General features: G+C 71.0%; 23 protein-coding genes. 11 read left to right on the top strand and 12 right to left on the bottom strand.

Annotated features, from left to right (window positions below):
* Positions 1-575 precede the first annotated feature (575 nt).
* Positions 576-4,091: a methionine synthase gene (metH, locus tag KGD87_RS36205; protein WP_284665446.1), complete on the bottom strand. Its 3,516-nt coding sequence runs from the start codon at positions 4,089-4,091 to the stop codon at positions 576-578.
* A complete protein-coding gene (locus KGD87_RS36200; protein WP_284665445.1) occupies positions 4,088-4,984 on the bottom strand; it encodes an ArsR/SmtB family transcription factor in 897 nt (298 codons plus the stop codon). The genes metH and KGD87_RS36200 overlap by 4 nt, the downstream gene beginning before the upstream one ends.
* A 97-nt stretch (positions 4,985-5,081) precedes the next feature.
* On the opposite strand from KGD87_RS36200, the gene KGD87_RS36195 reads away from it, so the two are divergent.
* Positions 5,082-5,972, top strand: coding sequence for a patatin-like phospholipase family protein (locus tag KGD87_RS36195; protein ID WP_284665444.1), 891 nt, complete (start codon positions 5,082-5,084; stop codon positions 5,970-5,972).
* A gap of 3 nt (positions 5,973-5,975) precedes the next feature.
* Here KGD87_RS36195 and KGD87_RS36190 read toward each other — a convergent pair whose 3' ends face one another.
* Positions 5,976-6,686 (bottom strand): hypothetical protein, encoded by a 711-nt coding sequence (locus KGD87_RS36190; protein WP_284665443.1) that lies wholly within the window; start codon positions 6,684-6,686, stop codon positions 5,976-5,978.
* A 296-nt stretch (positions 6,687-6,982) separates the two neighbouring features.
* Here KGD87_RS36190 and KGD87_RS36185 point away from each other — a divergent pair, with 296 nt between their 5' ends.
* Positions 6,983-8,596, top strand: a complete 1,614-nt coding sequence (locus KGD87_RS36185; RefSeq protein ID WP_284665442.1) for a S8 family peptidase — start codon at positions 6,983-6,985, stop codon at positions 8,594-8,596.
* Positions 8,597-8,669: 73 nt separating this feature from the next.
* Here KGD87_RS36185 and KGD87_RS36180 read toward each other — a convergent pair whose 3' ends face one another.
* The 3 genes from KGD87_RS36180 to KGD87_RS36170 all read right to left on the bottom strand — a co-directional run bounded on the left by KGD87_RS36180 (position 8,670) and on the right by KGD87_RS36170 (position 10,415).
* Positions 8,670-9,113, bottom strand: coding sequence for a CoA-binding protein (locus KGD87_RS36180; protein WP_284665441.1), 444 nt, complete (start codon positions 9,111-9,113; stop codon positions 8,670-8,672).
* Positions 9,110-10,015: a hypothetical protein gene (locus KGD87_RS36175; protein ID WP_284665440.1), complete on the bottom strand. Its 906-nt coding sequence runs from the start codon at positions 10,013-10,015 to the stop codon at positions 9,110-9,112. The genes KGD87_RS36180 and KGD87_RS36175 overlap by 4 nt, the downstream gene beginning before the upstream one ends.
* Positions 10,016-10,094: 79 nt before the next feature.
* On the bottom strand, positions 10,095-10,415 hold the full coding sequence (locus tag KGD87_RS36170) for a DUF2795 domain-containing protein (RefSeq protein ID WP_284665439.1): 321 nt from the start codon (positions 10,413-10,415) through the stop codon (positions 10,095-10,097).
* 204 nt (positions 10,416-10,619) lie between these two features.
* On the opposite strand from KGD87_RS36170, the gene KGD87_RS36165 reads away from it, so the two are divergent.
* The 4 genes from KGD87_RS36165 (at position 10,620) to KGD87_RS36150 (ending at position 13,957) form a co-directional block, all read left to right on the top strand.
* Positions 10,620-12,194: a YiiX/YebB-like N1pC/P60 family cysteine hydrolase gene (locus KGD87_RS36165; RefSeq protein WP_284665438.1), complete on the top strand. Its 1,575-nt coding sequence runs from the start codon at positions 10,620-10,622 to the stop codon at positions 12,192-12,194.
* A gap of 7 nt (positions 12,195-12,201) precedes the next feature.
* Entirely contained in the window at positions 12,202-12,477 is a 276-nt protein-coding gene (locus KGD87_RS36160) for a hypothetical protein (RefSeq protein WP_090491927.1), read from the top strand.
* Between the two features lie 84 nt (positions 12,478-12,561).
* Complete coding sequence (locus tag KGD87_RS36155; RefSeq protein ID WP_163786145.1) at positions 12,562-13,386, top strand: SirB1 family protein; 825 nt, start codon at positions 12,562-12,564, stop codon at positions 13,384-13,386.
* A gap of 16 nt (positions 13,387-13,402) precedes the next feature.
* The gene (locus KGD87_RS36150; RefSeq protein ID WP_284665437.1) at positions 13,403-13,957 is read left to right on the top strand and encodes an NUDIX hydrolase; all 555 of its coding nucleotides are present in this window, start codon (positions 13,403-13,405) and stop codon (positions 13,955-13,957) included.
* A 9-nt stretch (positions 13,958-13,966) separates the two neighbouring features.
* Here the strand turns inward: KGD87_RS36150 and KGD87_RS36145 are convergent, their stop codons facing one another.
* The 4 genes from KGD87_RS36145 to trxB form a co-directional block, all read right to left on the bottom strand.
* Positions 13,967-14,218, bottom strand: a complete 252-nt coding sequence (locus tag KGD87_RS36145; protein WP_284665436.1) for a hypothetical protein — start codon at positions 14,216-14,218, stop codon at positions 13,967-13,969.
* Positions 14,219-14,436: 218 nt separating this feature from the next.
* Positions 14,437-14,931 (bottom strand): cyclic pyranopterin monophosphate synthase MoaC, encoded by a 495-nt coding sequence (moaC, locus tag KGD87_RS36140; RefSeq protein ID WP_284665435.1) that lies wholly within the window; start codon positions 14,929-14,931, stop codon positions 14,437-14,439.
* Complete coding sequence (locus KGD87_RS36135) at positions 14,928-16,112, bottom strand: trans-sulfuration enzyme family protein (RefSeq protein WP_284665434.1); 1,185 nt, start codon at positions 16,110-16,112, stop codon at positions 14,928-14,930. The genes moaC and KGD87_RS36135 overlap by 4 nt, the downstream gene beginning before the upstream one ends.
* A 97-nt stretch (positions 16,113-16,209) precedes the next feature.
* A complete protein-coding gene (gene trxB, locus KGD87_RS36130) occupies positions 16,210-17,172 on the bottom strand; it encodes a thioredoxin-disulfide reductase (protein ID WP_011552047.1) in 963 nt (320 codons plus the stop codon).
* A 72-nt stretch (positions 17,173-17,244) separates the two neighbouring features.
* Between trxB and KGD87_RS36125 the strand changes: the two genes are divergently transcribed.
* From KGD87_RS36125 to KGD87_RS36110, 4 genes are all read left to right on the top strand, one after another.
* Entirely contained in the window at positions 17,245-17,703 is a 459-nt protein-coding gene (locus KGD87_RS36125; RefSeq protein ID WP_163786144.1) for a Crp/Fnr family transcriptional regulator, read from the top strand.
* Between the two features lie 157 nt (positions 17,704-17,860).
* Positions 17,861-18,628, top strand: a complete 768-nt coding sequence (gene radC, locus KGD87_RS36120) for a RadC family protein (RefSeq protein WP_284665433.1) — start codon at positions 17,861-17,863, stop codon at positions 18,626-18,628.
* Positions 18,628-18,879, top strand: a complete 252-nt coding sequence (locus KGD87_RS36115) for a DUF3006 domain-containing protein (protein ID WP_284668738.1) — start codon at positions 18,628-18,630, stop codon at positions 18,877-18,879. The genes radC and KGD87_RS36115 overlap by 1 nt, the downstream gene beginning before the upstream one ends.
* Positions 18,880-18,925: 46 nt before the next feature.
* On the top strand, positions 18,926-21,013 hold the full coding sequence (locus KGD87_RS36110) for a RecQ family ATP-dependent DNA helicase (RefSeq protein WP_284665432.1): 2,088 nt from the start codon (positions 18,926-18,928) through the stop codon (positions 21,011-21,013).
* A 13-nt stretch (positions 21,014-21,026) separates the two neighbouring features.
* On the opposite strand, the gene KGD87_RS36105 is transcribed toward KGD87_RS36110, so the two are convergent.
* Complete coding sequence (locus tag KGD87_RS36105; RefSeq protein WP_284665431.1) at positions 21,027-21,410, bottom strand: hypothetical protein; 384 nt, start codon at positions 21,408-21,410, stop codon at positions 21,027-21,029.
* 1 nt (position 21,411) lies between these two features.
* The gene (locus KGD87_RS36100; protein WP_284665430.1) at positions 21,412-25,125 is read right to left on the bottom strand and encodes a tetratricopeptide repeat protein; all 3,714 of its coding nucleotides are present in this window, start codon (positions 25,123-25,125) and stop codon (positions 21,412-21,414) included.
* A 90-nt stretch (positions 25,126-25,215) separates the two neighbouring features.
* Between KGD87_RS36100 and KGD87_RS36095 the strand changes: the two genes are divergently transcribed.
* Positions 25,216-25,668, top strand: coding sequence for a hypothetical protein (locus KGD87_RS36095; RefSeq protein ID WP_284665429.1), 453 nt, complete (start codon positions 25,216-25,218; stop codon positions 25,666-25,668).
* Positions 25,669-25,799 lie beyond the last annotated feature (131 nt).

The following is a 25,799-nucleotide window of genomic DNA, read 5'->3' as shown; positions in this document are numbered from 1 at the left end:
GATGACGACAGGGACTGGCGCCCACCGCCCCCACTTCAGGTGCGGTTTTTCCGCGCTGGGAATCTCGCGAGCGAGGGAGAACGACAGACGCCTCGCGAACCGCCGACGGGCGATGCCTGGAAACGTGCGTGTGAATGCCTGGGATTCGCCAGGAGAAGCGGGCGTCTAGGCGGCGCCGAGCGGTCGGGAGCCCCACGGCCTCGCGGCCCAGCCAGGCGCCCTGGCGGGCGCGCCCCTGTCGGTACGACGCAGATGACAGCGAATCGCCTGGAGTCTCACGGCGGTGTCTCCCCCCTCGTGGGCGGCTGAGCCGCCTCAACCACCTGAACTGCGGGAACGACACGCATCATACCGACAGTGAACTCTTAGGCAATGGCCTTTACTCTTTTTCTGCCATGTCGAGATGATATGGATTTGTGGCTTCCAGGGGCTTTGAAAATATACAACCCGGCACGAGGCATCTAGAGGAAACCCCTTACGCCGACCCTGGGTATATTTGCTTGTCGTTGCCTTCCCGCCGCGGGCGAGCGCTGCCCGGGCGGCGGGACGAATTGCCAGGAATCACTTCCGCACCGTCACGTCACGGAGAAGTACGACGCCTGCGGGTGGTGGAAGACGATGGCGGACACCGAGGCCTCCGGCTCCATCATGGAGCCGTCCGTGAGCTGCACGCCGATGTCCTCCGGCCGCAGCGCGGCGAAGAGCTTCGACTGGTCCTCCAGCCGGGGGCAGGCCGGGTAGCCGAAGGAGTAGCGCTTGCCCACGTACTCCGCGCGGAAGCGCTCCAGCATCGTCATGTCCTGCCGGTCCGGCGTGCCCCACATGCTGCGAAGCTGCGTGTGCAGCAGCTCCGCGTAGCCCTCCGCCGTCTCCAGCGCCAAGGCCTGCACCGCGTGCATCTTCAGGAACTCGCCCTTCGCCTTCAGCTCCTCGGACAGCTCGCGGATGCCGGAGCCCGCGGTGACGACGAACATGGCCACGTTGTCCGTCGGCGCGCCGCCCTCCAGCGGGCGCAGGTAGTCCGCCAGGCACAGGCCGCCCTCGCGGTCCTGGCGTGGGAAGTCGAAGGACGCGGTCTCCTTGCCGGACGCGCCGTCGAAGAGCACCACCCGGTTGCCGTCGCTGCCCGCCTTGTAGAACTGGAACACGGCGCGCGCCTGCATGAGGCCGCCGCGCAGGAAGCCCTTCAGCTCCTCCACGGCCTCCTTGAGGGCCAGCGCCTTGCGGCCCTCCTCCGTCTTCGCCAGCTCCGCCTCGGCCGGCGTGCCCAGCACGCGCGACGAGGAGCGCAGCCCCAGGTGCCGTCCGTACAGCATCACCGGGTTGATGAACTTCCAGATGTGGTCCAGCGGCGTGTTGGACAGCACGTGCCGCTCCCAGTCCGGCGCGGTCGGCACGGCGTCCAGCACCTTCACCTCGGCGCTGCGCCCGCGCGTCACCACCGCCGCCGGGGCTGGCCGCTCCTTCACCTCGCGCGCCAGCTTGTCGCGCCGCACGGCCAGCTCACCGCGCAGCTTCTCGTGCGAGGACGGGTCCACAATCTGCTTGGCCAGCTCCAGCCCGTTCATCGCGTCCTGCGCGTAGGCCACCGTGCCGGCGCCGTAAGCCGGGGCGATATTGCGGTCCACGAAGTTGCGGCTGAGCGCGGCGCCGCCCACCAGAATCGGCACGTCCACGCCCGCGCGCTTCAGGTCCTCCGCGGTGGCCACCATCTGGTGCGCGCTCTTCACCAGCAGGCCCGACAGGCCCAGGATGTCCGGCTGGTGCTCGCGCACGGCCAGCACCAGTTGTTCAGGGGGCACCTTGATGCCCAGATTCACCACGTGGAAGCCGTTGTTGGCCAGGATGATTTCCACCAGGTTCTTCCCGATGTCGTGCACGTCGCCCTTCACCGTGGCGAGCACCACCTTGCCGCGCATGGCCGCCTGGGCCTGGCTCATGTGCGGCTCCAGGAAGTTCACCGCCGCCTTCATGGACTCGGCGCTCTGGAGCACCTCGGCGACAATCAGCTCGTTGGCGCCGAAGAGGCGGCCCACCTCATCCATGCCCTTCATCAGCGGACCGTTGATGATTTCCAGCGGCGGGTACTTCTGCATGGCCACTTCCAGGTCCGCGAAGAGGCCGTCACGCGTGCCTTCAATGATGTAGCGCTGGAGCCGCTCCTCCAGGGGCAGCGTGCTCACCTGGACGCGCGCGGCCTTGCGCTCACGGAACGCCGCGGCGAAGGGCGTCACCGGGTCCGCGCCGCGGTTGTAGAGCAGGTCCTCCGACAGCTTGCGCTCTTCCTCGGGGAGCGACGGGTAGCGCTCCAGCTTCTCCGAGTTGACCAGCGCCATGTCCAGGCCCGCCTGGACGTTGTGGTACAGGAAGACGGAGTTGAGCACCTCGCGGCCCGCGGTGGGCAGGCCGAAGGACACGTTGGAGATGCCCAGCACCGTCTTGCAGCGCGGGAAGCGCTGCTTGATGAGGCGCACGCCTTCAATCGTCTCCACGCCGCTGCCGGTGTACTGCGCGTCACCGGAGGCGCAGGGGAACACGAGCGGGTCGAAGTACAGGTCCTCCGGCTTCATGCCGTACTTCTTCGTCAGCAGCTCGTACGAGCGCTCCGCCACCTCCAGCTTGCGCTGGCGCGTGACGGCCATGCCCACCTCGTCGATGCAGCCCACCACCAGGGCCGCGCCGAAGCGGCGCGCCAGCGGCACCACCTTCTCGAAGCGCTCCTCGCCGTCCTCCAGGTTGACCGAGTTGATGATGGCCTTGCCCTGGCAGTAGGTGAGCGCCATCTCGATGACGCGCTCGTCGGTGGAGTCAATCATCAAGGGCACGCGCACCTTCTTGATGACCACCTCCAGGAAGCTGCGCATGTCCTCCATCTCGTCCCGGTCCGGGTTGGCCAGGCAGATGTCGATGACCTGCGCGCCCCGCTTCACCTGCGCGCGCGCAATCTCCGACGCGTCGTCGAACTGGCCGGCGACGATGAGCTCCTTGAACTTCTTGCTGCCGATGACGTTGGTGCGCTCACCCACGATGAGGGGCCGCAGCTCGTCCGTCACCTCCAGGTAGTCCACGCCGGACAGCGAGGCCCGGGGACGCGGCGAGCCCGCGCGCGGCTTCAGCCCCTGCACCGCCTTGGCCATCGTCTCGATGTGCCCCGCGTGCGTGCCACAACACCCCCCCACCACGTTGAGCCAGCCCTGCTCACAGAAGCGCCGCACGGAGCGCGCCAGCATCTCCGGCGTCTCCAGGTAGTTGCCATTCTCATCCGGCAGGCCCGCGTTGGGCACACACGACACGGGGAACGCGCTCATCGACGCCAGCGAGCGCAGGTGGTCCGTCATGAAGTCCGGGCCCGTGGCGCAGTTGAGGCCCAGGTACAGCAACTCCGTGTGCTCCAGCGACGCGGCCAGGCTCTCCACGCTCTGCCCGGCCAGCATGGTGCCCATGGGCTCAATCGTGCCGGACACCGCCACCGGCAGCGCGTAGCCCAGCTTCTGGAACGCGCGCTCGGCGCCCAGCAGCGCCGCCTTCACGTTGCGGGTGTCCTGCGCCGTCTCAATCAGCAGGTAGTCCGAGCCGCCCCGCGCGAGCCCCTCGGCCTGCACCGCGAAGTTGTCCACCAGCTCCTCGAAGGTGATGCCGCCGGTGACGCTGATGGCCTTGGTGGTGGGGCCCATGGAGCCCGCCACCCAGCGCATGCGGCCGTCCTTCGCCTCGGCCGCGGCGGCGGCGTTGCGCGCCAGCCGGGCGGAGACCTCGTTGATTTCGAGCGCCTTGTGCCCCAGGCCGAACTCCGCCAGCACCAGCGGCGTGCCGCCGAAGCTGTCCGTCTCCGTCACGTCCGCGCCGGCCGCGAGGTAGCGCGCGTGGATGCTCTCCACCAGCGCGGGCCGCGTGAGGACGAGGTGCTCGTTGCACCCCTCGTACTCCGGGCCGCCGAAGTCCGCCGCCTTGAGGTCCTCGTTCTGGAGCAGCGTGCCCATGGCGCCGTCCAGCACCAGCACGCGCTCACGCATCGCGGCGCGCAGGGCCTCCACGCGACGGCCGTTCTCACCTGGAGGCAGCGGGAGGGCAGTGGGGACAGGGCTCGTCATGACGGTTTGACTCCAGTCAGCAGGAAGACACGAAAGGGGCTGGTCCCGTCCCGGGCGTGCGTCTCCCGGGTCAGGGACGTGAAGCCGGCCTCGCGCAGCGCGGCTTCGAGGGATTCAGGCGCGAAGCCCAGGTGCCGGTGGCCCAGCCGCTCCAGCACCCAGCGCTCCTCGTGCGGCATCAACTCCAACAGCACCAGCCGGCCGCCCGGCTTGAGCAGGCGGGCGGACTCGGCCAGCACCGCCTGCGGCGCCTCCACGTGGTGGAGGCTCTGCGAAATCACCACCAGGTCCAGGCTGGCGGACGCGAGCGACAGCCGGTGCAGGTCCTCGCGGAGGAAGCGGATGTTCTCCAGCCCCTCGCGGCCCGCCCGCTCCCGCGCCTGGTCCAGCGCGTCCGCGTTCTGGTCAATGGCCCACACGCGCCGCGCCCAGCGGGCAATGGCCACGCTCAACACGCCGGTGCCGCAGCCGAAGTCGGCCACCTCCAGCGGCGGCAGCAGCGACGCCAGCGCGCCCGCCCACAGGAACCACGACTGGCCCGGCTCCAGCAGCCGCTCGTTGAGGGCCTGCCGGTCCTCGCGCGCTCGCAGCAGGTCCTTCAGCCGCGCCGAGTCCCCCGCCGCGTCCTCCGCCTGCCGCGCCATCTGGATGAGCGGCCAGCGGCCATCCGCCTGCTCCAGGGCCAGCGAGTAGTAGCTGTAGCCCGCGTGGCGCTCCTCACGCAGCAGGCCCAGTCCCTTCAGCTTGCCCAGGTGGTGGGACACGGAGGACTGCGCCACACCCACCAGGGACACCAGCTCCGTCACGTTCAACGGGGCCTCTGCCACCAACCGGAGGATGCGCAGCCGCGTCGGGTCTCCGAGCACCCGGAATGACTGGGAAAGCTCTTCCATATCGCCGCATCAACATATGTCGATACCAAGCTCGTGGCCAGCATTCTCTAGACGCGACGCGTTGCCTGTCCCCCGACAGTGGCGTACAGGGCGAAGCATGGCGACTCCCACCCACACCTCGACTCTTCACGAGCTGCTCGCCGGCAAGCGGTTCGGACTCGTCCTCTCCGCTGGATATTTCGGCTTCTACGGTCACGCAGGCTTCCTCAAGGGGCTGGCAGCCGCGGGGCTCAATCCTCATGCGTACGCGGGCACGTCCGCGGGCGGCATGGTGGCGGCCTACGCGGCGGCGGGCACGCCAGTGCGTGACATCGAGGAGCTGGTGCTGCGCCAGACGCGCGCCAACTTCTGGGACCCGGACCCCATTGGCGCGGTGCTCAACGCGGACGCGGCCGGGTACGGCCTGACGGGCCTGCTCAAGGGCGAGCGCTTCCGCAAGCTGCTGGACGCCACGCTGCCGGTGCGCACCTTCGAGGAGCTGCCGCACCCGCTGCTGCTGGTGGGCGCCAACCTCACGCTGGGCAGCCACGACGTGTTCACCTCGGGTGAGCTGGCCCCGCGCGTCCACGCGACGTGCGCCTACCCCGGCCTGTTCCGCGCGGTGCCCCTGGAAGGGAGCCTGTACTGGGACGGCGGACTGGTGGACAAGGCGCCCGCGCTGTCGCTGCATGAGAGCGCCGTGGGCGCGGAGCTGGACGCCATCCTCGTGCACTACCTGCCCAGCAAGACGCGCAAGGTGGTGGGCGGCCCCATGGCGTACGCGCAGGGCCTGGCCGCGGGCTCGGCGGCGCTGCGGCAGGACCACTTCCGCCTCCAGCTCACGGTGCTGGAGCAGAAGCAGGTGCCCGTCTACGTCGTCGTCTCCAACCTGCCGCCCGTGTCCCCCACCACCATGGAGCGCGGCTTCGACGCGCTGGACCAGGCGAAGCGGGCCGCGGAGCGCGCCCTGGCGCGGCCTCCGGTGCCCTTCGCGCAGGCGGAGTGGTGAGCCTCAGCGCAGCCAGACGCTGAGCAGCGCGGGCGTGGCGGCCACGAGCACGCCCACCCCGAAGGCCAGCAGCACCTGGAGGAAGAAGAGGTCCTCCAGCGTCTCCACCAGCGTCAGCTCCACCCGCTCGATGCCCAGCGTCTCCAGGTTCCGAACCGCGGTGGCGGTGTCCGGCGCGGAGACGACGGCGCGCAGGGCCAGCACGCCCAGGACGCGGCGGGACTGCTCCATGAGGAAGCGCTCCACCTCCGCCATGCGCGAGGACGGCGCTTCGCTCCGGGCCTGCTCGGCCTGACGCAGGTGCTCGCTCACGGATTCACTCACGACGCGCGCCAGTTCCTCACGCGACAGCGAGCCCGTGCCCTGGAGCCGCCGCGCCACCTGCACCGTGACGGGCTTGAGCACGGCGTACACGCGGCCCACCACGCCGCGCTCCCGGGCCTCCTCCGCCAGCCGCCCTGACACCGCCCACAGCATGAACGCGTAGCCACCCGCCACCGACAAGGCCAGCGGCGGCAACACCGCGCCCAGGATGACCCGCCACGTGGGCGCGGGAGGAACCCCCAGCCACCGGGGCACCGCGTACGTGGCCGCGCCCACGCCGAGCCCCACCAGGCCGAAGAGCGCTCCGCCCTTCAGCGCGCCCCAAAGCCCCACGCCCATCAACCGGAAGGCCACCAGCAGCCCCTGCCCCAACGCGCCCGCGACCCGCATCGACCGAAGCTCCCAGGACGGAAGGACCGCCCTTGTCCCCGCCGCGGCGAAAAGCCCGGTTCCAGGGTGGGGCCACGATTCCACGAGGGCTGTCCCCGCGCCAGTGACGCACCCCGTCGGCGCGGGCACATGCTTCCTGCCAGGGGGCAGGTGTCTGTCGACTTTCAGACACATGCCGCCGCCAACTTGTGATTTCATGACAGACCGGAAATGCAAGATGTCCGCGTGATTCGGACTCCTCGGTGCACACGCAGGGTCCGCCTCACGGCCGTCCCCTTTTCGATGTGGAGGCAGTCATGACGACGTCCTCGTTCCTGTCGATGCGACCCCTGCGGTACGCGATGTTGTCCCTGTCGGTGCTGGCCTTCGCCCCCTCGGCGGCGGCGGCTCCGCCCTCGAAGTCCCTGAAGCCGCGCGCGCTCGTCGCCAAGCCCACCGGGCGCGAGCTGGCCGCGGACACCTACGTGGAGCGCATCGTGGTGAAGTTCCACGAAGGCAGCCGGGTGCGCCTGAGAGACCAGCAACTGGTGGCCCTGACGTCGGACCGGGACGCCGCGGAGCGCTCGCTGCTGGCCGGGCGCGGCCTGGGGGATGCGCGCCTGGAGGCCGACCTGGGCCACGTGACGTCGCTGCTGGAGCGCGCCCCGCGCACGGGCGCCATTGCCCGCCTGTTCGACGAGGCCGAGTCCACGCTGGAGGCGCGCAAGGCCACGGGTGAGCGGCAGAGCGGCGAGCAGCTGGCGGACCTGAACCTGTACTTCGAAGTCCCCCTGATGCCGGGCACCACCTCCGAGCGCGTGACGGACCTGGTCGCCGCGCTCAACGCGCTGGACGGCGTCGAGGTGGCCTACGCCGAGCCGCCCCCCGAGCCGGCCATGGTGAACTTCGGCATGGACGCGGCGGTGCGCGGCCTGCTCGCGGCGGCGGACATCCCGCCCACCACGCCCTCCTACGAGAACAACCAGGGCTACCTCAACGCCGCGCCGGGCGGCGTCAACGCGCGGTACGCGTGGACGGTTCCGGGCGGCCAGGGGCAGAACGTGAAGGTGGTGGACATCGAGGGCGGCTGGCGCACCACGCACGAGGACATGCCCGACCTCTTCCACATGGGCGGCACGCAGTACGCGGACCGGGGCTGGAGAGACCACGGCACGGCGGTGCTGGGTGAAATCGTGGGCGCGCGCAATACCTATGGTGTGACGGGCATCGCGCACCAGGCTCGGGCGGGCTACGAGTCCATCGGGGCCCAGAGCACCGCGAGCGCCATCACCAAGGCTGCCACGGCCGCGGGCCTGGGAGGCATCGTCCTCATCGAGCTGCACGCCCGCGGCCCGGCGGACGGCACTGCGTGCACGTGCAACACCAGCCAGTGCAACTACATCGCCATGGAGTACTGGCAGGCCAACTACGACGCCATCAAGACGGCCACCGCCAACGGCGTCATCGTCGTGGAGGCGGCGGGCAACGGCAGCGCCGACCTGGATGCGTCCGCGTACGGGAGCGTGTTCAACCGCAACACCCGGGACTCGGGGGCCATCTTCGTGGGCGGCAGCACGGCCACCACGCGCTCGCCCATGTGCTGGACGAACTTCGGCAGCCGCGTGGACGTGCATGGCTGGGGTGAGCGCGTCTACAGCATGGGCTACGGCAACGTGTTCGGCTCCAGCTACGGCGAGGACCAGTTCTACACGTCCAGCTTCAGCGGCACCTCCAGCGCGTCCCCCATCGTGGTGGGCGCCGCCGCCAGCGCGCAGGGCGTGGCCCTGGCCAACGGCCGCCGCCTGACGAGCGTGCAGATGCGCTCGCTGCTGCGCGACAACGGCACTCCGCAGGCCGCCAACGCGCGCCAGATTGGTCCGCTGCCGGACCTGGCCAAGGCCCTGCCCAAGGTCATCTCGGGCAACTACTGAGCCGGATTCCCGGCACGCGCCCCCACCCTCCTCATGCGGGACGGGTGGGGGTGCGCCCCTGACGGGGAAGTGACTACCGCCCGCCGTAGCGGCGGTGGTCCACCATCAGGCAGCGGTCCTGCACCACCTGGATGCCCGCCTTCGCCAGCTTCTCCGCGGCGGCGTCGTTGCGGATGCCGGACTGGAACCACACCGCCTTCGGCTTCTTGGCGATGAGCTCGTCCACGTGCCCGTCGATGTCCTGTGGCCGGCGGAACACGTCCACCAGGTCCAGCTCGCCGGGCACATCCGTCAGCCGCCGGAACACCGGCTTGCCCAGGATGTGCGTCACGTCCGGGTAGTAGACGGGCACGGGCACCACCTCCACGCCCGCGCGCGCCAGGTAGTCCGGCACGTAGTAGGCCGGCTGCCCCGACTGCTGCTCCGTCTTGATGCCCAGCACCGCCACCCGCCGGGCACGCTTCACCACGCGCTCCACGCCTGCTTCGTCCTCGATGAGGTTCTGCTCCCAGCTCATCGCGCCTCCTCCTGGAGCCCCTCTGCCCGGGACTCCGTCGTGACAGTCCACGCTTCGCCCGCCACCGTCGCCCGCACCGTGAGCTGGCGGCTCACGGGCATGAAGCGCCCCCGGCCCACCAGCTGTTCTCCCTGGCAGGACACACCCGGCGTCAGCGCTGGCCGGCCCGCCATCACCCACGCCTCCGACAGCGCGTCCGGCGCGTCCTCCGGCACCGCGTCCAGGCAGCGCAGGCCCAGCACCACCGCGTCTCCCAGCGGCGTGTCCCGCGTGCCCTGGACCGTGCGCTCCAGCACGTAGGCCACCTGGCTGTCGCCCACGGGCACCAGGTCCACCACCCAGCTCCGCTGGCCCTCCACGAGGTTGCTATGGAAGAGGCCGGAGAACTTCACCTCCCACTCACGCCGCGCCCGCGTCTCCAGGGCCTCGGGTTCGAAGAAGCGCTCCAGCACGTCCGCCTCCGCGCCCGCGGGCGCCACCTGGCGAAGCGCCTCCCGCGCGGCTTCGGGGGCCACCAGCTTCACGAAGGTGCCATCCGCCGCCAGCCACGCCTGCAGCGTGAAGCGCGCCAGCACGTCCGCCACGCCGGTGGGGACCTCCTGGCCATTGCGCGTCAGCCGTGAGCGAGGCACGTCCTGCGCCAACAGCCAGCCTCCTTCGGAGGGCGTGAAGCGCGTCTGCGTGGTCAGCGCCACCTCCTCCCGAAGGGTGCCACCCCGCCGCTCCACCGAACGCACGCTGCGCTGCGTCTCCGTGAGCACGCGGTCCACGGGCGGCTGGAAATCGAGCCGCACCGACGCCGGCCGCGGCTCCGCAGGCGACACGGAGAGCGGCGCCTTGTGACTGCAGGCGATGGCGGTCAGTGACAGGAGGAGACTGGACGTCAGGGGGCCGGGGCGCATGCGCGGTCGCACGCTGGCAGAAAGCGCCAGCGCCCGCGAGCGCTTCCACCAGGCCTCCCCGCCCCCAACGCCCACCGGTTCACGGATGACGCGTCTGGCCGTCCGGGGCATCCTCCACCGCGTCCCGCCCGAGGTTGCTGCGGTCCCGGTTCACCCCGTCATCGTCGTCCTTCGAGCCCCCCAGGGCGGAGCGCCGGGACGCCTCGGAGAGGTCCCGCTGCACGGCCTCGCGGGTGGCGTACTCGCGGCGCGGCAGGCACTTGAAGAGGTTGATGACGTCGGGGGGAGCGCCTGCGTCAGCGGCAGCAGCCACCAACTGCTCCCGTTCGACGGGGTACTCCACCGCGTCGAGATGCGGGGTGATGGAGAGCGCAGGATCCTCCGCGAATCCATAAGCCATCGTCTGTCTGCCTTTCCGCCAGGGCGCCCTGGCCCCGGCCCCGGTGCGTTCGTGTGCAATGACAAGGTGGGGATGGCCGGGGCGCGGGACCACCCGGGGCGCCCCCGTCCCAGCCCCTGTCCGGCCAGGGGGGCAGCCGCCCCGGCCCCTTCCCGGGCTAAGGTGCCGTCCCGCGACGCCTTCCTCGCAGGAGCTCCACACCCCATGTCCGCCGCCCCCCTGCTGCTTGCCTGGCTCACGCTCGCCAGCACGCCCGCCGCCACCCCGCCGCCCGTGCATGACGTCTTCGCCCTGGACGAAGCGGCCTTCGTCACCCAGGCGCAGCGTGACCTCGCCCTGCTGGAGCGCCACGTCCGGGGCCTGCGCGGGCTGCAGGAGGCCGTCAAGCAGTCGCGCGACGTGTACCTGCAGAAGCAGAACGTGCCGTACACGCCGGACCAGAAGCAGTTGCTGCTCAGCACCTGGGCTGCCTTCTTCGACTACTTCGTGTCCGTGGAGGTCATCCGCCAGCGCTACTGGGACTTCGTGAAGGTGCCCGCCCGCGAGCATCCGAAGAAGCACGCCTGGGGCTTCCTCCTCACCCACGGCGCGCTCACCACGGAGCTGGCCCACGGCCTCACCTACGCGGAGTTCACCCTGGGCAAGAAGCAGCTGGAGGTGCTGCTGGATGAGCCCGCGCCCGAGTACGGCCTGCCCGCGCGCGCCTTCGCCCGTTTCAAGGACAAGGCCATCCACGTCTCCACCAGCACGCAGCTGCTCACGGGGGATGGCTACAAGGAGCAGCTCCGCCCGCTGCTGGTGAAGGCCGGCGCGCTGGACGCTCCGCGTGTGCCCTGGCTGCTGCAGGAGATGAAGCACAACAGCAAGGTGGCGAAGGGACTGCTCACCCGGCGCGGCGCCACGCTCTTCGCCAAGGCCACGGTGGACCTGACGGCGGACACCGCGCAGCGCGCCTTCTTCCCCGTGCAGCGCGCGGTGGCCGAATGGATGGGCGACACCCGCGTGCGCCGCGTGGGCCAGCCGCTCATCTCCCGCGAGCAGGCCCTGTCCCTGCTGGAGAAGATGGAGCCCGGCGACATCGTGGTGGCGCGGCAGAACTGGTACCTCTCCAACATCGGCCTGCCGGGCTTCTGGCCGCACGCGGAGCTCTTCATCGGCACGCCCGCCCAGCTCGGCGCGTACTTCGACGAAGACGCTGAAGTGAAGGCCTGGGTGGCCACCCTCCCTGGCGCGCCGGGCTCGCTCACCCAGCACCTGGCGCGCGCCTTCCCCGCCAAGTGGGCCCATTACACCGGAAACGACGCGCACGGCGACCCCCTGCGCATCATCGAATCCATCAGCGAAGGCGTGTCCTTCACCGGCCTGGAGCACGGCATGCGGGTGGACTACCTGGGCGTCATGCGCCCGCGCCTGTCCCGCCTGGAGAAGGCCCGCGCCATCGTCCGCGCCTTCACCTTCCAGGGCCGCCCGTATGACTTCGACTTCGACTTCTTCTCGGACAGGACGCTCGTGTGCACGGAGCTGGTGTGGAAGTCCTACGCCCCCGCGAGCGACATGACGGGCCTGCGCATCCCCCTGGTCAGCGTGGCCGGCCGCCGCACCCTGCCCGCCAACGAGCTGGTCCGCCTCTTCGACGCGGAATACGGCCGCGAGGACCGGCAGCTGGACTTCGTGGCCTTCCTGGACGGCCGGGAAGCGGAGGGCGACGCCAGGGAGGCGGACGCCGCCGCTTTCCGTTACAGCTACCGACGGGCCAAGTGGGACATCGCCCAGGAGTAGGCACACGATGACGGAGCAGATGGCCGAAGAGATGCTGCAGCTGTCCACCCAGCTCTTCGAGAAGATGATTTCCCAGCAGCAGGCCAAGGTGCTGCGCCTGGCCCGCGAGGCCGTGCCCAACATCTCCCCGGAGGAGGTGCGCAACTCCCACGACTTCCCGGAACTCAAGGAACACCCTACATTCGAGTTCGAGGATGGAATCCTGTCCGGGCTGATTGCGGCCCAGATTGCCCTGCGGGCGGAAATCAAGGGACGGCTGCCGCTTGAACCTCCAGCATTCTGACGCTCGGCCGCCTGCCTTTGCCGTCCGGGCCCTCGTGGGTTACTGGTTCTCGCCGTGAGCATTCCCTCTGGATTCAGCCCACCGTTGGCGCGGGAGCGGCTGGTGTCGGCCCTGGCAGCGGAGCCCCCGCGGCTGGACCTGGCGGCGCTGGCCATCGCCACGCTGGACAAGCCCCTGCTGGACGCCCCGGGGTGCCTGCACATGCTGGACGTGCTCGCGTGCCGGGTGCAGGTGGAGGCGGAGCGGCTGAGCGAGAAGGGCGAAGTCCTGGCGCCGCTGCGGGCCTTGCGCCACGTGCTGGCGGACATCGAGGGCTTTCGCGGCAACGAAGACGACTACCACTCCCCGGAGAACAGCTTCCTGGACCAGGTGCTGGAGCGGAAGCAGGGGCTGCCGATTACGTTGTCCGTCGTCTACCTGGAGGTGGCGCGGCGCGCGGGCATCGCCCTGTATGGCGTCCCCTTCCCCGGCCACTTCCTGGTGGCGCACGACGCGGGGGACCACAAGCTGCTCATGGACCCGTTCCACGACGGGGACATCCTCACCGAGCATGGCTGCGAGGAGCTGCTCAAGCGCGTGGCGCCGCAGCTCAAGTTCGACCGCAACATGCTGGCGCCCGCGCCGGTGGAGCTGATTGCGTACCGGATGCTGTCCAACCTGCGGCGCGTGTACCTGGGCCGCGAGGACTGTGAGCGGGGGCTGGCGGTGGTGGACCTGCTGCTGCTCCTGGCGCCGGACCACCCGGGCGAGCTGCGCACGCGCGCCGCGCTGCTCAGCGGCCTGGGGGCCTACCGCGCGGCGCTGAAGGACGTGGAGCGCTGCCTGGAGCTCTCACCCGAGGCCCCCGACCGCGACCGGCTGGAGCTGACGGCCCGCGAGCTGCGGGAGCGCGCCGCGCTGCTCAATTGACGGGAAGGACACGCACGTGGCTCACGAGGTGAAGCCCTGGCGCCGGCTGCGGCGCGGGCTGGAGCATGACTTCAGCGTCGCCCGGGTACGCGAGGACTGGTGGGCGGACCCGCGCACGGGCCACGAGCACCCCCGCGTGCGCGTCGACTGCGCGGACTGGGTGAACGTCATCGCGGTGACGCCGGACGCGCGGCTCGTGCTGGTGCGGCAGTTCCGCTTCGGCGTCGAGTCCTCCACGCTGGAGCTCCCCGGAGGAATCGTGGAGCCGGGCGAAGCGCCGGAGCGGGCCGCGGCGCGCGAGCTGGAAGAGGAGACGGGCTACGTGCCGGGACGCCTGGTGCCCGTGGGCCAGGTACATCCCAACCCCGCGTTCCAGGGCAACGTGTGCTTCAACTTCCTCGCGCTCGACTGCGTGAAGCGGCACGAGGGGCGGCAGGACGCCAGCGAGGACATCGCCGTGGAGCTGCACCCGCGCGAAGACGTGCCGCGGCTCATCCTGGAGGGCCACATCTCCCACTCCCTGGTGGTGGCGGCCTTCTTCCAGGAACGCCTGCTCAGCGAGTCGAAGTAGGCCCGTGCCTCAGGGACGCGAGCAGCCGCAGCCACACGCGTCGAAGAAGGGCGACTCGCCCCGGGCACAGACGAAGAAGACGACCTGGCACGCCTTCCTGTCCTCGGACACATAGCGGCGCTGGGCCACCTGTGCGTCGCAGGCGGCCCGGTCCGCCACGGGCTGCGACACCTGGGCCGCGTCGCCCTCTTCCGTGGGCGCACCGCAGCCCGCGGCCCCCAGGGCCGTCAGCAGCGTCAGTACGCTCCTCAAGTCGAACACCCGTCACCTCTCGAACCGGCGCAAGTCCTTCGCGCCCGCATGGCCTGGAGTGCAACCTGGGGGCCCTCTCCGCGCACCGGGAGCCCCCACTGCGACAAGCGTGCCCTGGGCGTGGACGGCGTCACATTCGCGACGTGTGGAGACGGACAGAAGGCGGGGGCCGAACCCGCCTGTGTCCGTCAACGCACGGGCCCCTCGGCTTCCGGGGAGGCCTCCCTTCAGCGGGCCTTCTTCGCGCGCGGCCGACGTCGCGGCGCGACCGCGTGCGCTGGCGTGGCCGCTTCCCGCCGCCACGTGCCGGAGCGCCCGCCCGACTTGTGCTCCAGTTGCACCGCGTCCAGCACCATGCCGCGGTCCACGCTCTTGCACATGTCATAGACAGTCAGGGCCGCCGCGCAGGCCGCGGTGAGCGCCTCCATCTCCACGCCGGTGCGGTCCACCGTCTTCACCTGCACGCGGACCCGGAGCCCCGCGTCCTCTGGCGCCAGCGTCACCTCCACGCCCGAGAGCGCGATGGGGTGACAGAGCGGAACGAAGTCCGGCGTGCGCTTGGCGGCCATGATGCCGGCGAGCCTCGCCGCGGCCAGCACGTCCCCCTTCTCCACCGTCCCCGCCAGGATGCGCTCACGCGTCGCGGGCAACATCCGCAGCAGCGCGGTGGCCACGGCCACGCGGCCCGTCTTCGGCTTCGCGCCCACGTCCACCATCTTCATCGGCGCACCCCCTGCGCCACCGCGGCGAGCAGGTCCTCCACGATGTCGTCCGGGTCCTCCAGCCCCACGGAGACGCGGATGAGGTTCTCCCGGATGCCCGCGGCCTCCCGCTCCTCCGGAGTGAGTCGGCGCGCGCTGGCGCTGGCCGCGTGCATCACCAGCGTGCACACGTCCCCCAGTGAAGGACCGGGCCGCCCCACCTTCAGCGCCTCCAGGAAGCGCATGCTCTCCGGCCGCCCCGCGCCCTTGATTTCAAAGGCCACCATGGGGCCGCCGCCTGGCAACAGCTCCCGCGCGGTCGCGTGGTCCGGGTGCGACGAAAGCCCCGGGTAGATGACCCGCTCCAACAGGGGCGACTCCGCGAGCCGCCGCGCCACGTGCGCCGCGTGCTCGACATGCGCCTTCATGCGCACCGGCAGCGTGCGCAGGCCGCGCAGGGTGAGCCACGCCTCGAAGGGCCCCAGCACGTCGCCCGCCAGCACCCGCGCGGCGCGCAGCGGCGCCATCCGCGCTTGTGAGGCACTCACCGTGCCGCCCAGCGCGTCGCTGTGCCCGTTGAGCCACTTGCTGGTGGACTGCACCACGTAGTCCGCGCCCAGCGTCAGCGCGCGCTGCCCCACGGGCGACGGGAAGGTGCCATCCACCACGAACGTCGCGCCCACGTCCTGGCAGGCCCGCGCCAGCACGCGCAAGTCCGGCACGCGCAGCAGCGGGTTGGAGATGCTCTCCGCCAGCACCATGCGCGGCTTCAGCTCGCGGATGCGCCCGGGCACCTCGGGGTCCGTCATCAGGAGCGCGTGCAGCTCCACGCCCAGCGTGGCGCACAGATTCTTGTACAGCGCGCGCGTGACGCCGTAGCCATCCGCCGGCATCACCAACGTGTCTCCCGCCCGGAAGCCCTGGGCCTCGAAGACGGAGCGCAGCGCGGCCATGCCGCTGGCGTAGGCCACGCAGGCCTCGGCGCCCTCCAGCGCGGCCACCGCCTCCTCCAGCAGCGTCGTGTTGGGCGCGCTGATGCGGGCGTAGGCGTAGTCCTTCCCGTCCAGGGCGCTGTCCAGGTCGTCGCTGCTGTCGAACCAGTTCACCGCCGCCGGGTAGATGGGCGGCGACACCGGCACCGCCTTGCTTCCAGCCAGCCGCGTCCCGGCGTGCACCGCCACCGTCTTCTGCTTCGAGCTCATGGGGATTGCTGCGTCCTTCGCGGGAATGGAAAAGCCGGCCCCCGGAAGAGGCCGGCCTGGGGATGCGCGGCGGAGCCGCGCGGGCCAGCGCGCCAGACTACTCGCCGTGCTCGATGAGCCAGCGCTCCGCGTCGATGGCGGCCATGCAGCCCGTGCCCGCCGCGGTGATGGCCTGGCGGTAGTAGTGGTCCTGCACGTCGCCGCAGGCGAACACGCCCTCGATGTTGGTGCGCGTGGAGCCCGGCACCGTCTTGAGGTAGCCGCCCTGGTGCGTCTCCAGCACGCCCTGGAACAGCTCCGTGTTGGGCGTGTGGCCAATGGCCACGAACAGGCCCGTCGCCTTCACCTGCTGGCTGTCACCCGTCTTCAGGTTGCGCACCACCGCGCCATTCATCCCCTTCGCGTCGCCGAGGACCTCCTCCACCGCGGAGTCCCACATGAAGGAGATTTTCGGATTCTGGCGGGCGCGCTCCTGCATCACCTTGGAGGCGCGCAGCGTGTCGCGGCGGTGGATGAGGGTGACGTGGTTGACGATTTTCGCCAGGTACGTCGCCTCTTCCATGGCCGTGTCACCGCCGCCCACCACCAGCACGTCCTGCTTCTTGAAGAAGGCACCGTCGCAGGTGGCGCACGCGGAGACGCCGCGGTTCTTGTAGGTGTCCTCGCCCTTGACGCCCAGCCACTTGGCGGTGGCGCCGGTGGAGATGATGACCGTCTCCGAGCGGCAGCTGACGCTCTCCCCCTGGATGAGGAAGGGGCGCTGGGAGAAGTCCACCTTCACCACGTTCTCCATGTGGATGGTGGTGCCGAAACGCTCCGCCTGCTTCTGGAAGCGGTCCATCAGCTCCGGGCCGGTGATGGCCTCCGGAAAGCCCGGGTAGTTCTCCACGTCGGTGGTCACCATGAGCTGGCCGCCCGGAACCCGCTGCGGGTGCTCCAGGGTAGGGCCCCCGGCGAACACCACCGGCTGCAGGTTGGCGCGCGCGGCATAGATGGCCGCGGTGTAGCCCGCGGGCCCCGAGCCGATGATGGTCACCTTGTTAATCTTCTCCTCCGCCACGACTCCTCCCAACTCTCGTTGATGGCCCCAAGGTACCAGAGCGCCTCGGGCGCGTGATACGAAGCTGGCCTCATGGATGCCGACGTCCTCAAGAAGGTTGCGCTGTTCGAGGGTTTGACCCAGGGGCAGCTCGCCAGGCTCGCGCAGATTGGCCACTCCCGGACCTACCCGGCGGGCGCCTTTCTGTTCCGTGAGGGGGAAACCAGCCAGGAGATGTTCGTAATCGCCGAGGGCAAGGTCCGCATCTCCAAGTCGATGCCCGGCATCGGCGAGGAGGCGCTCGCCATCCTGGAGCCCGGCGAGTATTTCGGTGAGATGGCGGTCATCGAGGACTCGCCGCGCTCGGCGGACGCCATCGCCCACGTGAGCTGCTCCGTCTGGGTCATCGAGCGCTCCCGGCTGGACCAGCTCATGTTCACCGACAAGGACCTGGCGTACGTGCTGCTCTGGACGTTCGTCCGCACGTTGAGCGAACGGCTCCGTGAGACGAACGAGAAGCTCAAGGGCTTCTTCGCCCTGTCCCGCTTCTGACGGTCCGTCTCAGCCCCCGAGAAACCCGCTGGTGCAGGGATGTCCGTCCGGCATCCGAGCCCCTTCCCACGTGTCGGGACGGGTAGGCGCTTCACTCCCCAGGCAGCACAAGTAGGCACACGGGTTGCTTTGTCCCCGCCACGTGGAGGGCGGCGGGATGGAGCAGGCGGCGGGGGCGGCGTGGGCGGGCGAAGGGTCGGTGAGGGCGCGTGGAGTGGGGGGCGCGGAGGAGTCGCGAGAGCGCCTCTTCCGGTTGGGGGCGGCGGCACTCACCGACCCGGAGCTGTTGTGCGTGGTGTGGAGCTCCGGGCCTCGCGCGCCTGGAGCGTGGGCAGTGGCGGGGGCCCTGCTGTCGGAGGGGGGTGGGCTGAAGGGACTGGTGCAGCAGGAGCCCCTGGCGCTGAGTCTGCGGCCTGGCGTGGGGCCTGTCCGGGCGGCGCAGGCCCTGGCCGCGCTGGAGCTGGGCCGCCGCTCGCAGCGTGCCGGGGAGCGCAGGCCCAGGCTGCGCACGCCGAAGGAGATTGCCGCGTACCTGGCGCCGGTGCTGGGGGCGCTGCGGCGCGAGGTGTTCCACGTCCTGTGCTTCAACGCGCGCAACGTGCTGCTGCATGACGCGCGCGTGGCGGAGGGCACCATGAACACCTGCCCGGTGGACCCGCGTGAGGTGTTCGCCGCGGCGCTCACCTCGCGCGCCACGGCCATCGTCCTGGCGCACAACCACCCTTCGGGGGACCCGGAGCCCAGCGTCCAGGACCTGGGCCTGACGCGGCACCTGGTCGCGGGGGCGCAGTTGCTCAACATCAAGGTGCTGGACCACGTGGTGATGGGAGACGGCGGCTACGTGTCGATGCTGGAGCGCGGGCTGATGCCGGACGAAGCACAGGAGAAGCGGCGGACGTGGAGCGCGAATGGAGGCGGCGGATGATGGTGAGCATGGTGGGGTTGTGGGGGGCGGTGCAGGTGGAGCTGCTGGAGGACGTCCGGGCGCAAGTGGTGCGGCTGGACACCGGACAGGCCTGCACGGTGGAGCGCGCGTCGCTGCCCAAGGGCGTGCGCGAGGGTGACGTCGTCGTGGATGGCCGGCTGGAGCCAGGGCAGGCGGAGGCGCGGCGGCAGGACGTCGCGCGGATCCGGGCGCGGCTGGCTGTTCCGGTTCCACCCAAGTTCGACCTGTGAGTGGAGGCCGCGCGCCGGCCTCGTTTCCGTTGACGGCTGGACCAGGATGATGAACATGCGCGCGATGCCGGTGGACCTGCCCTACCTCGAGGAAGCACAGCAGGGGCTGGTCCGCCACTTCGGCCTGTCCCGGTTCCGGCCGGGGCAGGACCAGGTCATCTCCTCCGTCTTGAGCGGCCGCAACACGGTGGTGGTGATGCCCACCGGCGCGGGCAAGAGCCTGTGCTACCAGCTCCCCGCCACGCTGCTGCCGGGGCTGACGCTGGTGGTGTCGCCGCTGATTGCCCTGATGAAGGACCAGGTGGAGCAGCTCACCGCGCGGGGCATTCCGGCGGCCTTCATCAACTCATCGCTGTCCGACCTGGAGCGCGCGGAGCGGATGCGCAAGCTGCGCGCGCGTGAGTACAAGCTGCTCTACGTGGCGCCCGAGCGCTTCCGCAGCCAGAGCTTCCTGGAGACGGTGTCCGCCCTGGGCGTGGACCTGCTCGCCGTGGACGAGGCGCACTGCATCTCCCAGTGGGGGCACGACTTCCGGCCGGACTACGCGCTGCTCGGACAGGTGCGCAAGCGGCTGCGTCCGCCGCGCACGGTGGCGCTCACCGCCACGGCCACGCCGGAGGTCCGCGCGGACATCGTGCGCGTCCTGTTGATGAAGGACCCGCAGGAGTTCGCCATGGGCTTCGACCGCCCCAACCTCTTCCTGGGCAAGCAGGAGGTGGGCGGCGACGCGGACCGGCACGAGGCCTGCGCGCGGCTGGCGTCCACGGGCGGGAGCGGCATCGTGTACTGCTCCACGCGGCGCGCGGCCGAGGGCATCTTCTCCGAGCTGCACGGGCGCGGGGTGAAGGCGGTGCTGTACCACGCGGGCATGGATGACGACGCCCGGCGCCGCGCCCAGGACACCTTCATGGCCGCGAAGGAAGCGGTGGCGGTGGCCACCAACGCCTTCGGCATGGGCATCGACAAGCCGGACATCCGCTTCGTCGGCCACGCCAACATCCCCCGGGCGGTGGAGGCGTACTACCAGGAGATTGGCCGCGCGGGCCGCGACGGACAGGCCGCGCGCGCGGTGCTGCTCTTCAACCATTCGGACGTCTTCACCCAGGAGCGACTCATCCAGAGCAGCCACCCGGCCGAGGCCATCTTCGGGGACGTGTGGAACGTGCTCCAGTCGGTGGAGGAGTTCGAGCGGGGCGTGCACGCGCTCGCGGGCACGGTGAACGCCAGCGAGTTCGAAGTCAGCGCGGCGCTGCGCATCCTCGAACGCGAGGGCAAGGTGGAGCGCGGTGGCCGCGGCGAGGGAGAGCACGGCATCACCCTGCTGGAGAAGGCCACCTCCGCGCAGCCACACTCGCCGGACGCGCAGCGGCTGCTCAAGTCCCTGCTGGAGACGTTCCCCGTGGGCCGGCAGGTCACCACGGAGCTGCCCATCCTCGCGCGGCGAATCGGGCTGTCGGTGGACGAGGTCCGCCACGCGCTGGGCCTGTTGGAGAAGGCCCAGGTGGCCAAGGTCCGGCGCCCCTTCGCCGGGCGCTCCATCCGCGCGTTGGAGCGGGTGCCCTTCCGCGAGCTGGGGCTCGACCTGAGCCACGTGCGGGAGCAGGAGCGGCAGAACCTGTCGCTGCTGCGGCGGATGACCGAGTACGCCTATACGGACCGGGACAAGAAGTGCCGACGCTCGGCCATCCTCCACTACTTCGGCCAGCGCGACGCCCAGACGTCGTGTGGCAACTGTGACGTGTGCGCGCCGGAGAAGATGCCCACGCTGCTGGCCCGCGGGCCGGCCGCGTCGCGCTCGCGTGGCACGGGCTCCGCGGCGGCGCCGGTGGTGACGAACTACAGTGAGCTGGCCTCCACGGAGCTGCGGCGCTGGCGCAAGGAGCTGTCGAAGGATTTGGGCGTCGCCCCCTTCATCATCTTCAACGACGCCACGCTGCTGGGCCTGTCCGCGGCGCTGCCGGTGGACCGGGAGGGCTTCCTCGCGGTGAAGGGCACCGGGGAGAGCCGCTGGGAGCGCTTTGGTCCCAAGGTGGTGGAAATCTGCCTGATGGCGCGCGCCGCGGGCCATGCGCCCCAGGCCATGCCGGACGCCGCGGTGCGCGCGCGCAAGCCCGCGATTCGGCGCCGGAGCTGAAGTCGCGGCGTCCTCAGGGGTGCCGGCGTCCGCCCTCGCGCAGGGCCCGGCGCGCCAGCAGCGTCCGGACGCCGCCCATCACCGTGCCCACCACCATCGCGAGCAGGAAAATCACGACCATGGTGGTGAGACCGAAGACGACGCGCACGCCCACCTCGGAGATGCGGCCGGAGAAGTAGGCCGCTCGCAAGGGCTCCATGGCCCCCGTCAACTCCAGGGCCCGCGCCGGCAGCGAGTCCAGCGACAGCGACAGCCGCTGGAGGAAGCGCGAGGGGAAGTAGCGCAGGGCAATCTCCACCCCGAGCCCCAGCAGCAGGTAGACGAGCGACAGCAGGAACGCATTGCCCCACATGATGTGCAGCAGTGGGGAATCCGTTCGGGAGGAGAAATACCTCACGCTACCTCGCCGCCTTCTTCTTGAGGCTGGGCAGGGCCTTCTTCACCCGCGCGGCCTCATGCGCGCCACCGGCCAGCTTCAGGAACGCCTCGTAGGACTCCACGGCCCGAGGCAGGGCGCCGGGCTCGCGCACCAACGCATCCGCGAGCGCCAGGCGCGCCAGGCCGTCCGCCGGCTCCAGCTCCACGGCCTTCTCCAGCGCGGCCCGGGCCACGTCCTCCTGCCTCTGCTTGAGCGCCACCATCCCCAGTGCAAGCTGGGCGCGCCCATCGAAAGGCGCCAGGCGCACGGCCTCATCCGCCGCGGTGCGGGCATCCTTCACGGCCCCCGCTCCCAGCAGCGCGCGCGCCATGGTGGCCCGCGCGAAGGCCTTGTCCCAGACAGTCGGCGCCCTGGCCGCCAGGTCCTCCAGCGTCCGCGCGGCACCACGCCCACCACCCGGCAGCTGCGCGTACAGCTCGCCCACCCGGCCGCAGGTGGCGTCGGGCCCTTCCCGCCGGGCCGCGGCGAAGGCCGCCTCCGCGTTGCCGCTGTTGCCCTGGCGCATGAAGGCGAGGGCAATCTCACAGAACGTTTCCGCGTCCTTCGGGTCCAGCTTGTTGGCGCGCTCCAGCGCCGAGAAGCCGGCCCGCGCGTCTCCCGCGCCGAAGAGGATGGCCGCGCGCAGCTTGTGCGCCTCGGCGTCATTCGACACCAGCTTCACCGAGCGCTGCACCGCGCCCTCCGCGTCCTTGCGGCGGCCCGCGTGGAACAGCGCCAGCGCGAAGCCCTTGTGCGCGGCCGCGCTTCCCGGGTTCTCCAACTGCCACGCCTCGAACTGCTTGAGCGCCTCCTGCGTCCGCCCGAGGGCCAGCAGCGTGCGCCCCAGCGCGTCCCGGGCCTCGCCGTGCGCCCCGTTGCGCTCCACCGCCTCCGTCAGCGGCTTGAGGGCCATGTCGGGCAGCCCACGCGACAGCATCAACCGCCCCAGCGAGCATGCGGCCTCGTAGTCACGCGGGTCCTTCTGGGCCTCCTCGAACAGGGCCTGCGCCTTGTCGTAGGCCCGCTCGCGCCAATAGAGCTGCCCCAGCGCCAGCCGCATGTCGTTGCGAGGCCGCTTCGCCGCGTGCAGGGCCTTCTCCAGCAGCTCCCGCGCCTGGGCGCCATGGCCCTCGGCGGCATCCGCCAGGGCCAGCCAGGAGACGGCCTCCGGGGGATACCGGTCATTCACACGCGTGCGCGCCAGCTCCGCGCGGGCCTTCTTCCAGTCTCCCAGGCGCGCATACGCGGCGCCCCGCACCAGGGACACCTTGCGGCCCCCCTCGGCGTCCAGCCGGGTGAGGACCTCACGCTCCCGGTCGCGGTCCAGCAACGCGCGGCCCAGCCCTTCGCGGGCCTCTTCGCTCTTGGGCCGCAGCTTGAGCGCGGCCTCGTAGGCGGCCTGCGCCGCGTCCAGCGTCCCGGCCGCGCGACTGGCCGCGCCGAGCGCGAGCTGGAACTCGAAGGCCAGGGGCCCCTGGGCGCCCTTGGAGAGCAGCGCGCGGGCCTCGGCATGCTTGCCCTGAGCGGACAGCAGCTCGCCGTGCACCAGCTGCTGGCGCGCCTTCAGGGGCGAAGGAAGCTTCGGGTCCTCCGCGAGCTTCGCCACGTCCGCCAGCGCGGCCTCCAGGTCCTGGTACAGCGCGAGCCGGGCCTCCGCCTGGCCGATGCGGGCCGAGGGGTGCTCGGGGGATTTCTTGCGCGCGCGCTCATACATCTCGATGGCCTGCGGAAAGTCCTCGGAGGCCTTGTAGTAATCCCCCAGGGCCACCAGCGCGCGGACGTTGGCGGCGGAGGCACGGAGCGCGCGGTCGAAGCGCTCGAGCGCCTGCTTCTCGTCCTTCGCCTCCAGCAGCAGGCTGCCGGCGAGCGCATGGACCTCGGTGCTGTCCTGCTGCGAGCCCAGCAGCGCGCTCCGCGCCAGGGCGCGTCCGCGCTCGTCCGCCACCAGCACGTTGGTGACCAGCACCTGCGCGGGGGCGGTGTCCTTCACGCCCGGCCGCTCCAGCGCCTCCAGCGCCTGACGCCGGTCTTCGGAAGCCTGTCCATGGTCCGCGTAGCGCAGCGCGTGCGCCCAGGCCGTCAGCGCCCAGGCCCGGCTGCTGCTCTCGTCCATGTCCCGCGCCTTCTGGAGCTGCGCCAGCGCGGCATCCAACGAGGCCCCCGTGTCCTGGATGATGAGGTCCTCGGCCCGGGCCAGCGTCTCGTTCAGCGTCTGTCCGCCCTGGTTCGCGCGGATTTTGATGAAGCTGAAGACGACGATGGCCAGCACCACCACGCCCACGACGGCCCCAGCGGCCTTCACGCCGTGCCGGGCGATGAACGACGTCTTCGCGGCCTCGCGCGCCAGCTTCGCCCGCAGCTCCTTCTCGTACTCGGCGGTGAGCGCCTCGGTGTCCGGCTTGCGCGCCTTGGCCTTCGCGGCGGAGGCCGCGGGTGCGGGCGCCGCGTCCGGGATGTCCTCCAGCAGGGAGCGCTTGCCCCCAGCGCCTCGCGGCGTCGCGGGCGTGCTCGCCGCGACGGGCCTCGACGCCGTCGGCTCGGGTGGAGGCAAATCGCCCAGGAGTCCCCCCGCGTCAAAGGCCCCGGCGTCCTCGGCCGGAGCGGTTTCGGCCTGCTGCCCATCCGCGTCACCGCCCGCCTCGGGCTCCGAGGCCGTGGCAGGCGCCTCCGCGACGGACACCTGCTGCGTCGGCTCGTCCGCGACGGCGCCGGAGTCCCGCGCGGCGTCAGCGCGCTGCTCGAGCGCGGAGTCCTCGGTGGGCGCATGGGACTCGGAGGCCGCCTCATCCGCGCCACGCGGAGGGGCGTCGTCGTCGTCACCCAGCCCCAGGTCCAGGCTCGGAAGCTCCGCGCCCAGCACGGACGACACCGGCACCGGGCGGTTCAACAAGCCCAGCGCGGCGCTCGCGTCACGGCCCTCGTCAGCACCTTCCCGAGGAGCCGCGGCTCCCGCGCCGCCCTGCTCCGCCGCGTGACTCGACGGCGCCGCCGCGTCAGCGTCCGAGCCGGCCTGCGTGTTCCCTTCCGCATCCGCGTCCTTCTCAGGGGCTCCGGACGCAACCTCCCCGCGAGCCGCCCCCGAGGCGTCTCCCGCTGGCGAGGCACCGGCATTCGCGGGCTTCCGCTTCGCCGCATCCCCCAGCGCGGCGGCGCGCAGCCGGGCGGCCGCCATGGGCGCCACCGTGGGGCTCGGAGCCTCGTCCTTCGACGCCTCCTCCGACGGCGCGTCCTCGTCCGACGAGGGCTTGTCCAGCCCCATCAGGTTCGCGAACACGGGGGCCGGCCCACCCGCGAACGCCTGCTCGGTCTGCTCCAGCCACTGCTTCACGCGGCCATCATTCGGCTGCAGCGCCAGGGCCTTGCGGAGGATGGGGAGCGCGGACCGGTACAGCCGGTGCTGGAGCAGCACCTCGCCAATCAGGTTGTAGGCGTAGGGGTTGTCCTTCTCAATGGAGATGGCCTGCTCGAACTGGTCCATCGCCTCCGCGGGCCGGCCCTGCTGGATGAGGGCCTTGCCCCACAGCACACGCCCGACGACGGACGCGGGGTGGTGGGAGATGCCTTGCCCGCAGACCTCGATGGCACGCACGGCGTCCCCCTTTTCAAGCAGGGCCTTGGCGAGTTCGACGAAAACGGAAGAGGTGGGGTCCTGCCGGAGGAGCTGCTCGTAACGCTCCACCATCGACTTGGCCATTGCGCTCGCGACTCCGGTGCTCGGGCGGGGAGAAGGACCATACCACCGCTCTCTCGTCCCAGGCTGCTGCCGGGTGGTACCCTCCCCACCGTGAATCGCCTGCCTGCCCTGCTCCTCGCGCTCGTCCTTGGAGCGTGCGCAACCACGTCCAAGAAATCCAACCTGGAAGCACTCAAGCCCACCGTGGAGCGCTTCCACCAGGCCCTCCGGTGGAAGGACTTCCGGAGCGCCACCCGCATCCTCGTCCCCGAGCGGCGCAAGGACTTCCAGAAGGCGCGCCTGGCGCTCAACGACGACAAGGACCTGTCCATCACCGACTACGAAATCGAGGACGTGAAGCTGTCCGACGACGGGCACCGGGCCACGGTGCAGAGCCGCATCCAGTGGATGCGGCTGCCCTCGGCCTCCGAGCGCACCGCCATCGTCACCTCGGAGTTCGTCTTCCGGGACGGGGCGTGGCTGCTGGAGAGCCAGGACGACGGCCCCTTCGAGGGCGAGCTGCCGAGCCCGAGCACCGGCCCCGAGCAGCCCCCATCCCCCTGAAAAGAAACCGCCCACCGTCTCGGGGCCGGCCGAGGCGGTGGGCGTCGGGCGCTCCCCTATGGAGCGCCCTACAAGAGTCCGCCCGCCGTCTCGGGGCCGGCCGAGACGGCGGGCGTCGGGAACTCCCCAAT

It is taken from the genome of Myxococcus sp. SDU36, from assembly GCF_030168875.1.
In the GTDB taxonomy this organism is placed as follows: domain Bacteria; phylum Myxococcota; class Myxococcia; order Myxococcales; family Myxococcaceae; genus Myxococcus; species Myxococcus vastator.
This window is presented reverse-complemented; position numbering and strand designations above follow the sequence as displayed.

Coding starts and splice junctions, on each gene's coding strand:
- KGD87_RS36180 (WP_284665441.1), bottom strand. CDS start 9,113: ATGAGCTGGGAGCAGAACCTCATCGAGGACGAAGCAGGCGTGGAGCGC.
- KGD87_RS36115 (WP_284668738.1), top strand. CDS start 18,628: ATGGTGAGCATGGTGGGGTTGTGGGGGGCGGTGCAGGTGGAGCTGCTG.
- KGD87_RS36175 (WP_284665440.1), bottom strand. CDS start 10,015: ATGCGCCCCGGCCCCCTGACGTCCAGTCTCCTCCTGTCACTGACCGCC.
- KGD87_RS36100 (WP_284665430.1), bottom strand. CDS start 25,125: ATGGCCAAGTCGATGGTGGAGCGTTACGAGCAGCTCCTCCGGCAGGAC.
- KGD87_RS36110 (WP_284665432.1), top strand. CDS start 18,926: ATGATGAACATGCGCGCGATGCCGGTGGACCTGCCCTACCTCGAGGAA.
- KGD87_RS36165 (WP_284665438.1), top strand. CDS start 10,620: ATGTCCGCCGCCCCCCTGCTGCTTGCCTGGCTCACGCTCGCCAGCACG.
- metH (WP_284665446.1), bottom strand. CDS start 4,091: ATGACGAGCCCTGTCCCCACTGCCCTCCCGCTGCCTCCAGGTGAGAAC.
- KGD87_RS36190 (WP_284665443.1), bottom strand. CDS start 6,686: ATGCGGGTCGCGGGCGCGTTGGGGCAGGGGCTGCTGGTGGCCTTCCGG.
- KGD87_RS36170 (WP_284665439.1), bottom strand. CDS start 10,415: ATGGCTTATGGATTCGCGGAGGATCCTGCGCTCTCCATCACCCCGCAT.
- KGD87_RS36125 (WP_163786144.1), top strand. CDS start 17,245: ATGGATGCCGACGTCCTCAAGAAGGTTGCGCTGTTCGAGGGTTTGACC.
- KGD87_RS36185 (WP_284665442.1), top strand. CDS start 6,983: ATGACGACGTCCTCGTTCCTGTCGATGCGACCCCTGCGGTACGCGATG.
- KGD87_RS36135 (WP_284665434.1), bottom strand. CDS start 16,112: ATGAGCTCGAAGCAGAAGACGGTGGCGGTGCACGCCGGGACGCGGCTG.
- moaC (WP_284665435.1), bottom strand. CDS start 14,931: ATGAAGATGGTGGACGTGGGCGCGAAGCCGAAGACGGGCCGCGTGGCC.
- radC (WP_284665433.1), top strand. CDS start 17,861: ATGGAGCAGGCGGCGGGGGCGGCGTGGGCGGGCGAAGGGTCGGTGAGG.
- KGD87_RS36200 (WP_284665445.1), bottom strand. CDS start 4,984: ATGGAAGAGCTTTCCCAGTCATTCCGGGTGCTCGGAGACCCGACGCGG.
- KGD87_RS36195 (WP_284665444.1), top strand. CDS start 5,082: ATGGCGACTCCCACCCACACCTCGACTCTTCACGAGCTGCTCGCCGGC.
- KGD87_RS36160 (WP_090491927.1), top strand. CDS start 12,202: ATGACGGAGCAGATGGCCGAAGAGATGCTGCAGCTGTCCACCCAGCTC.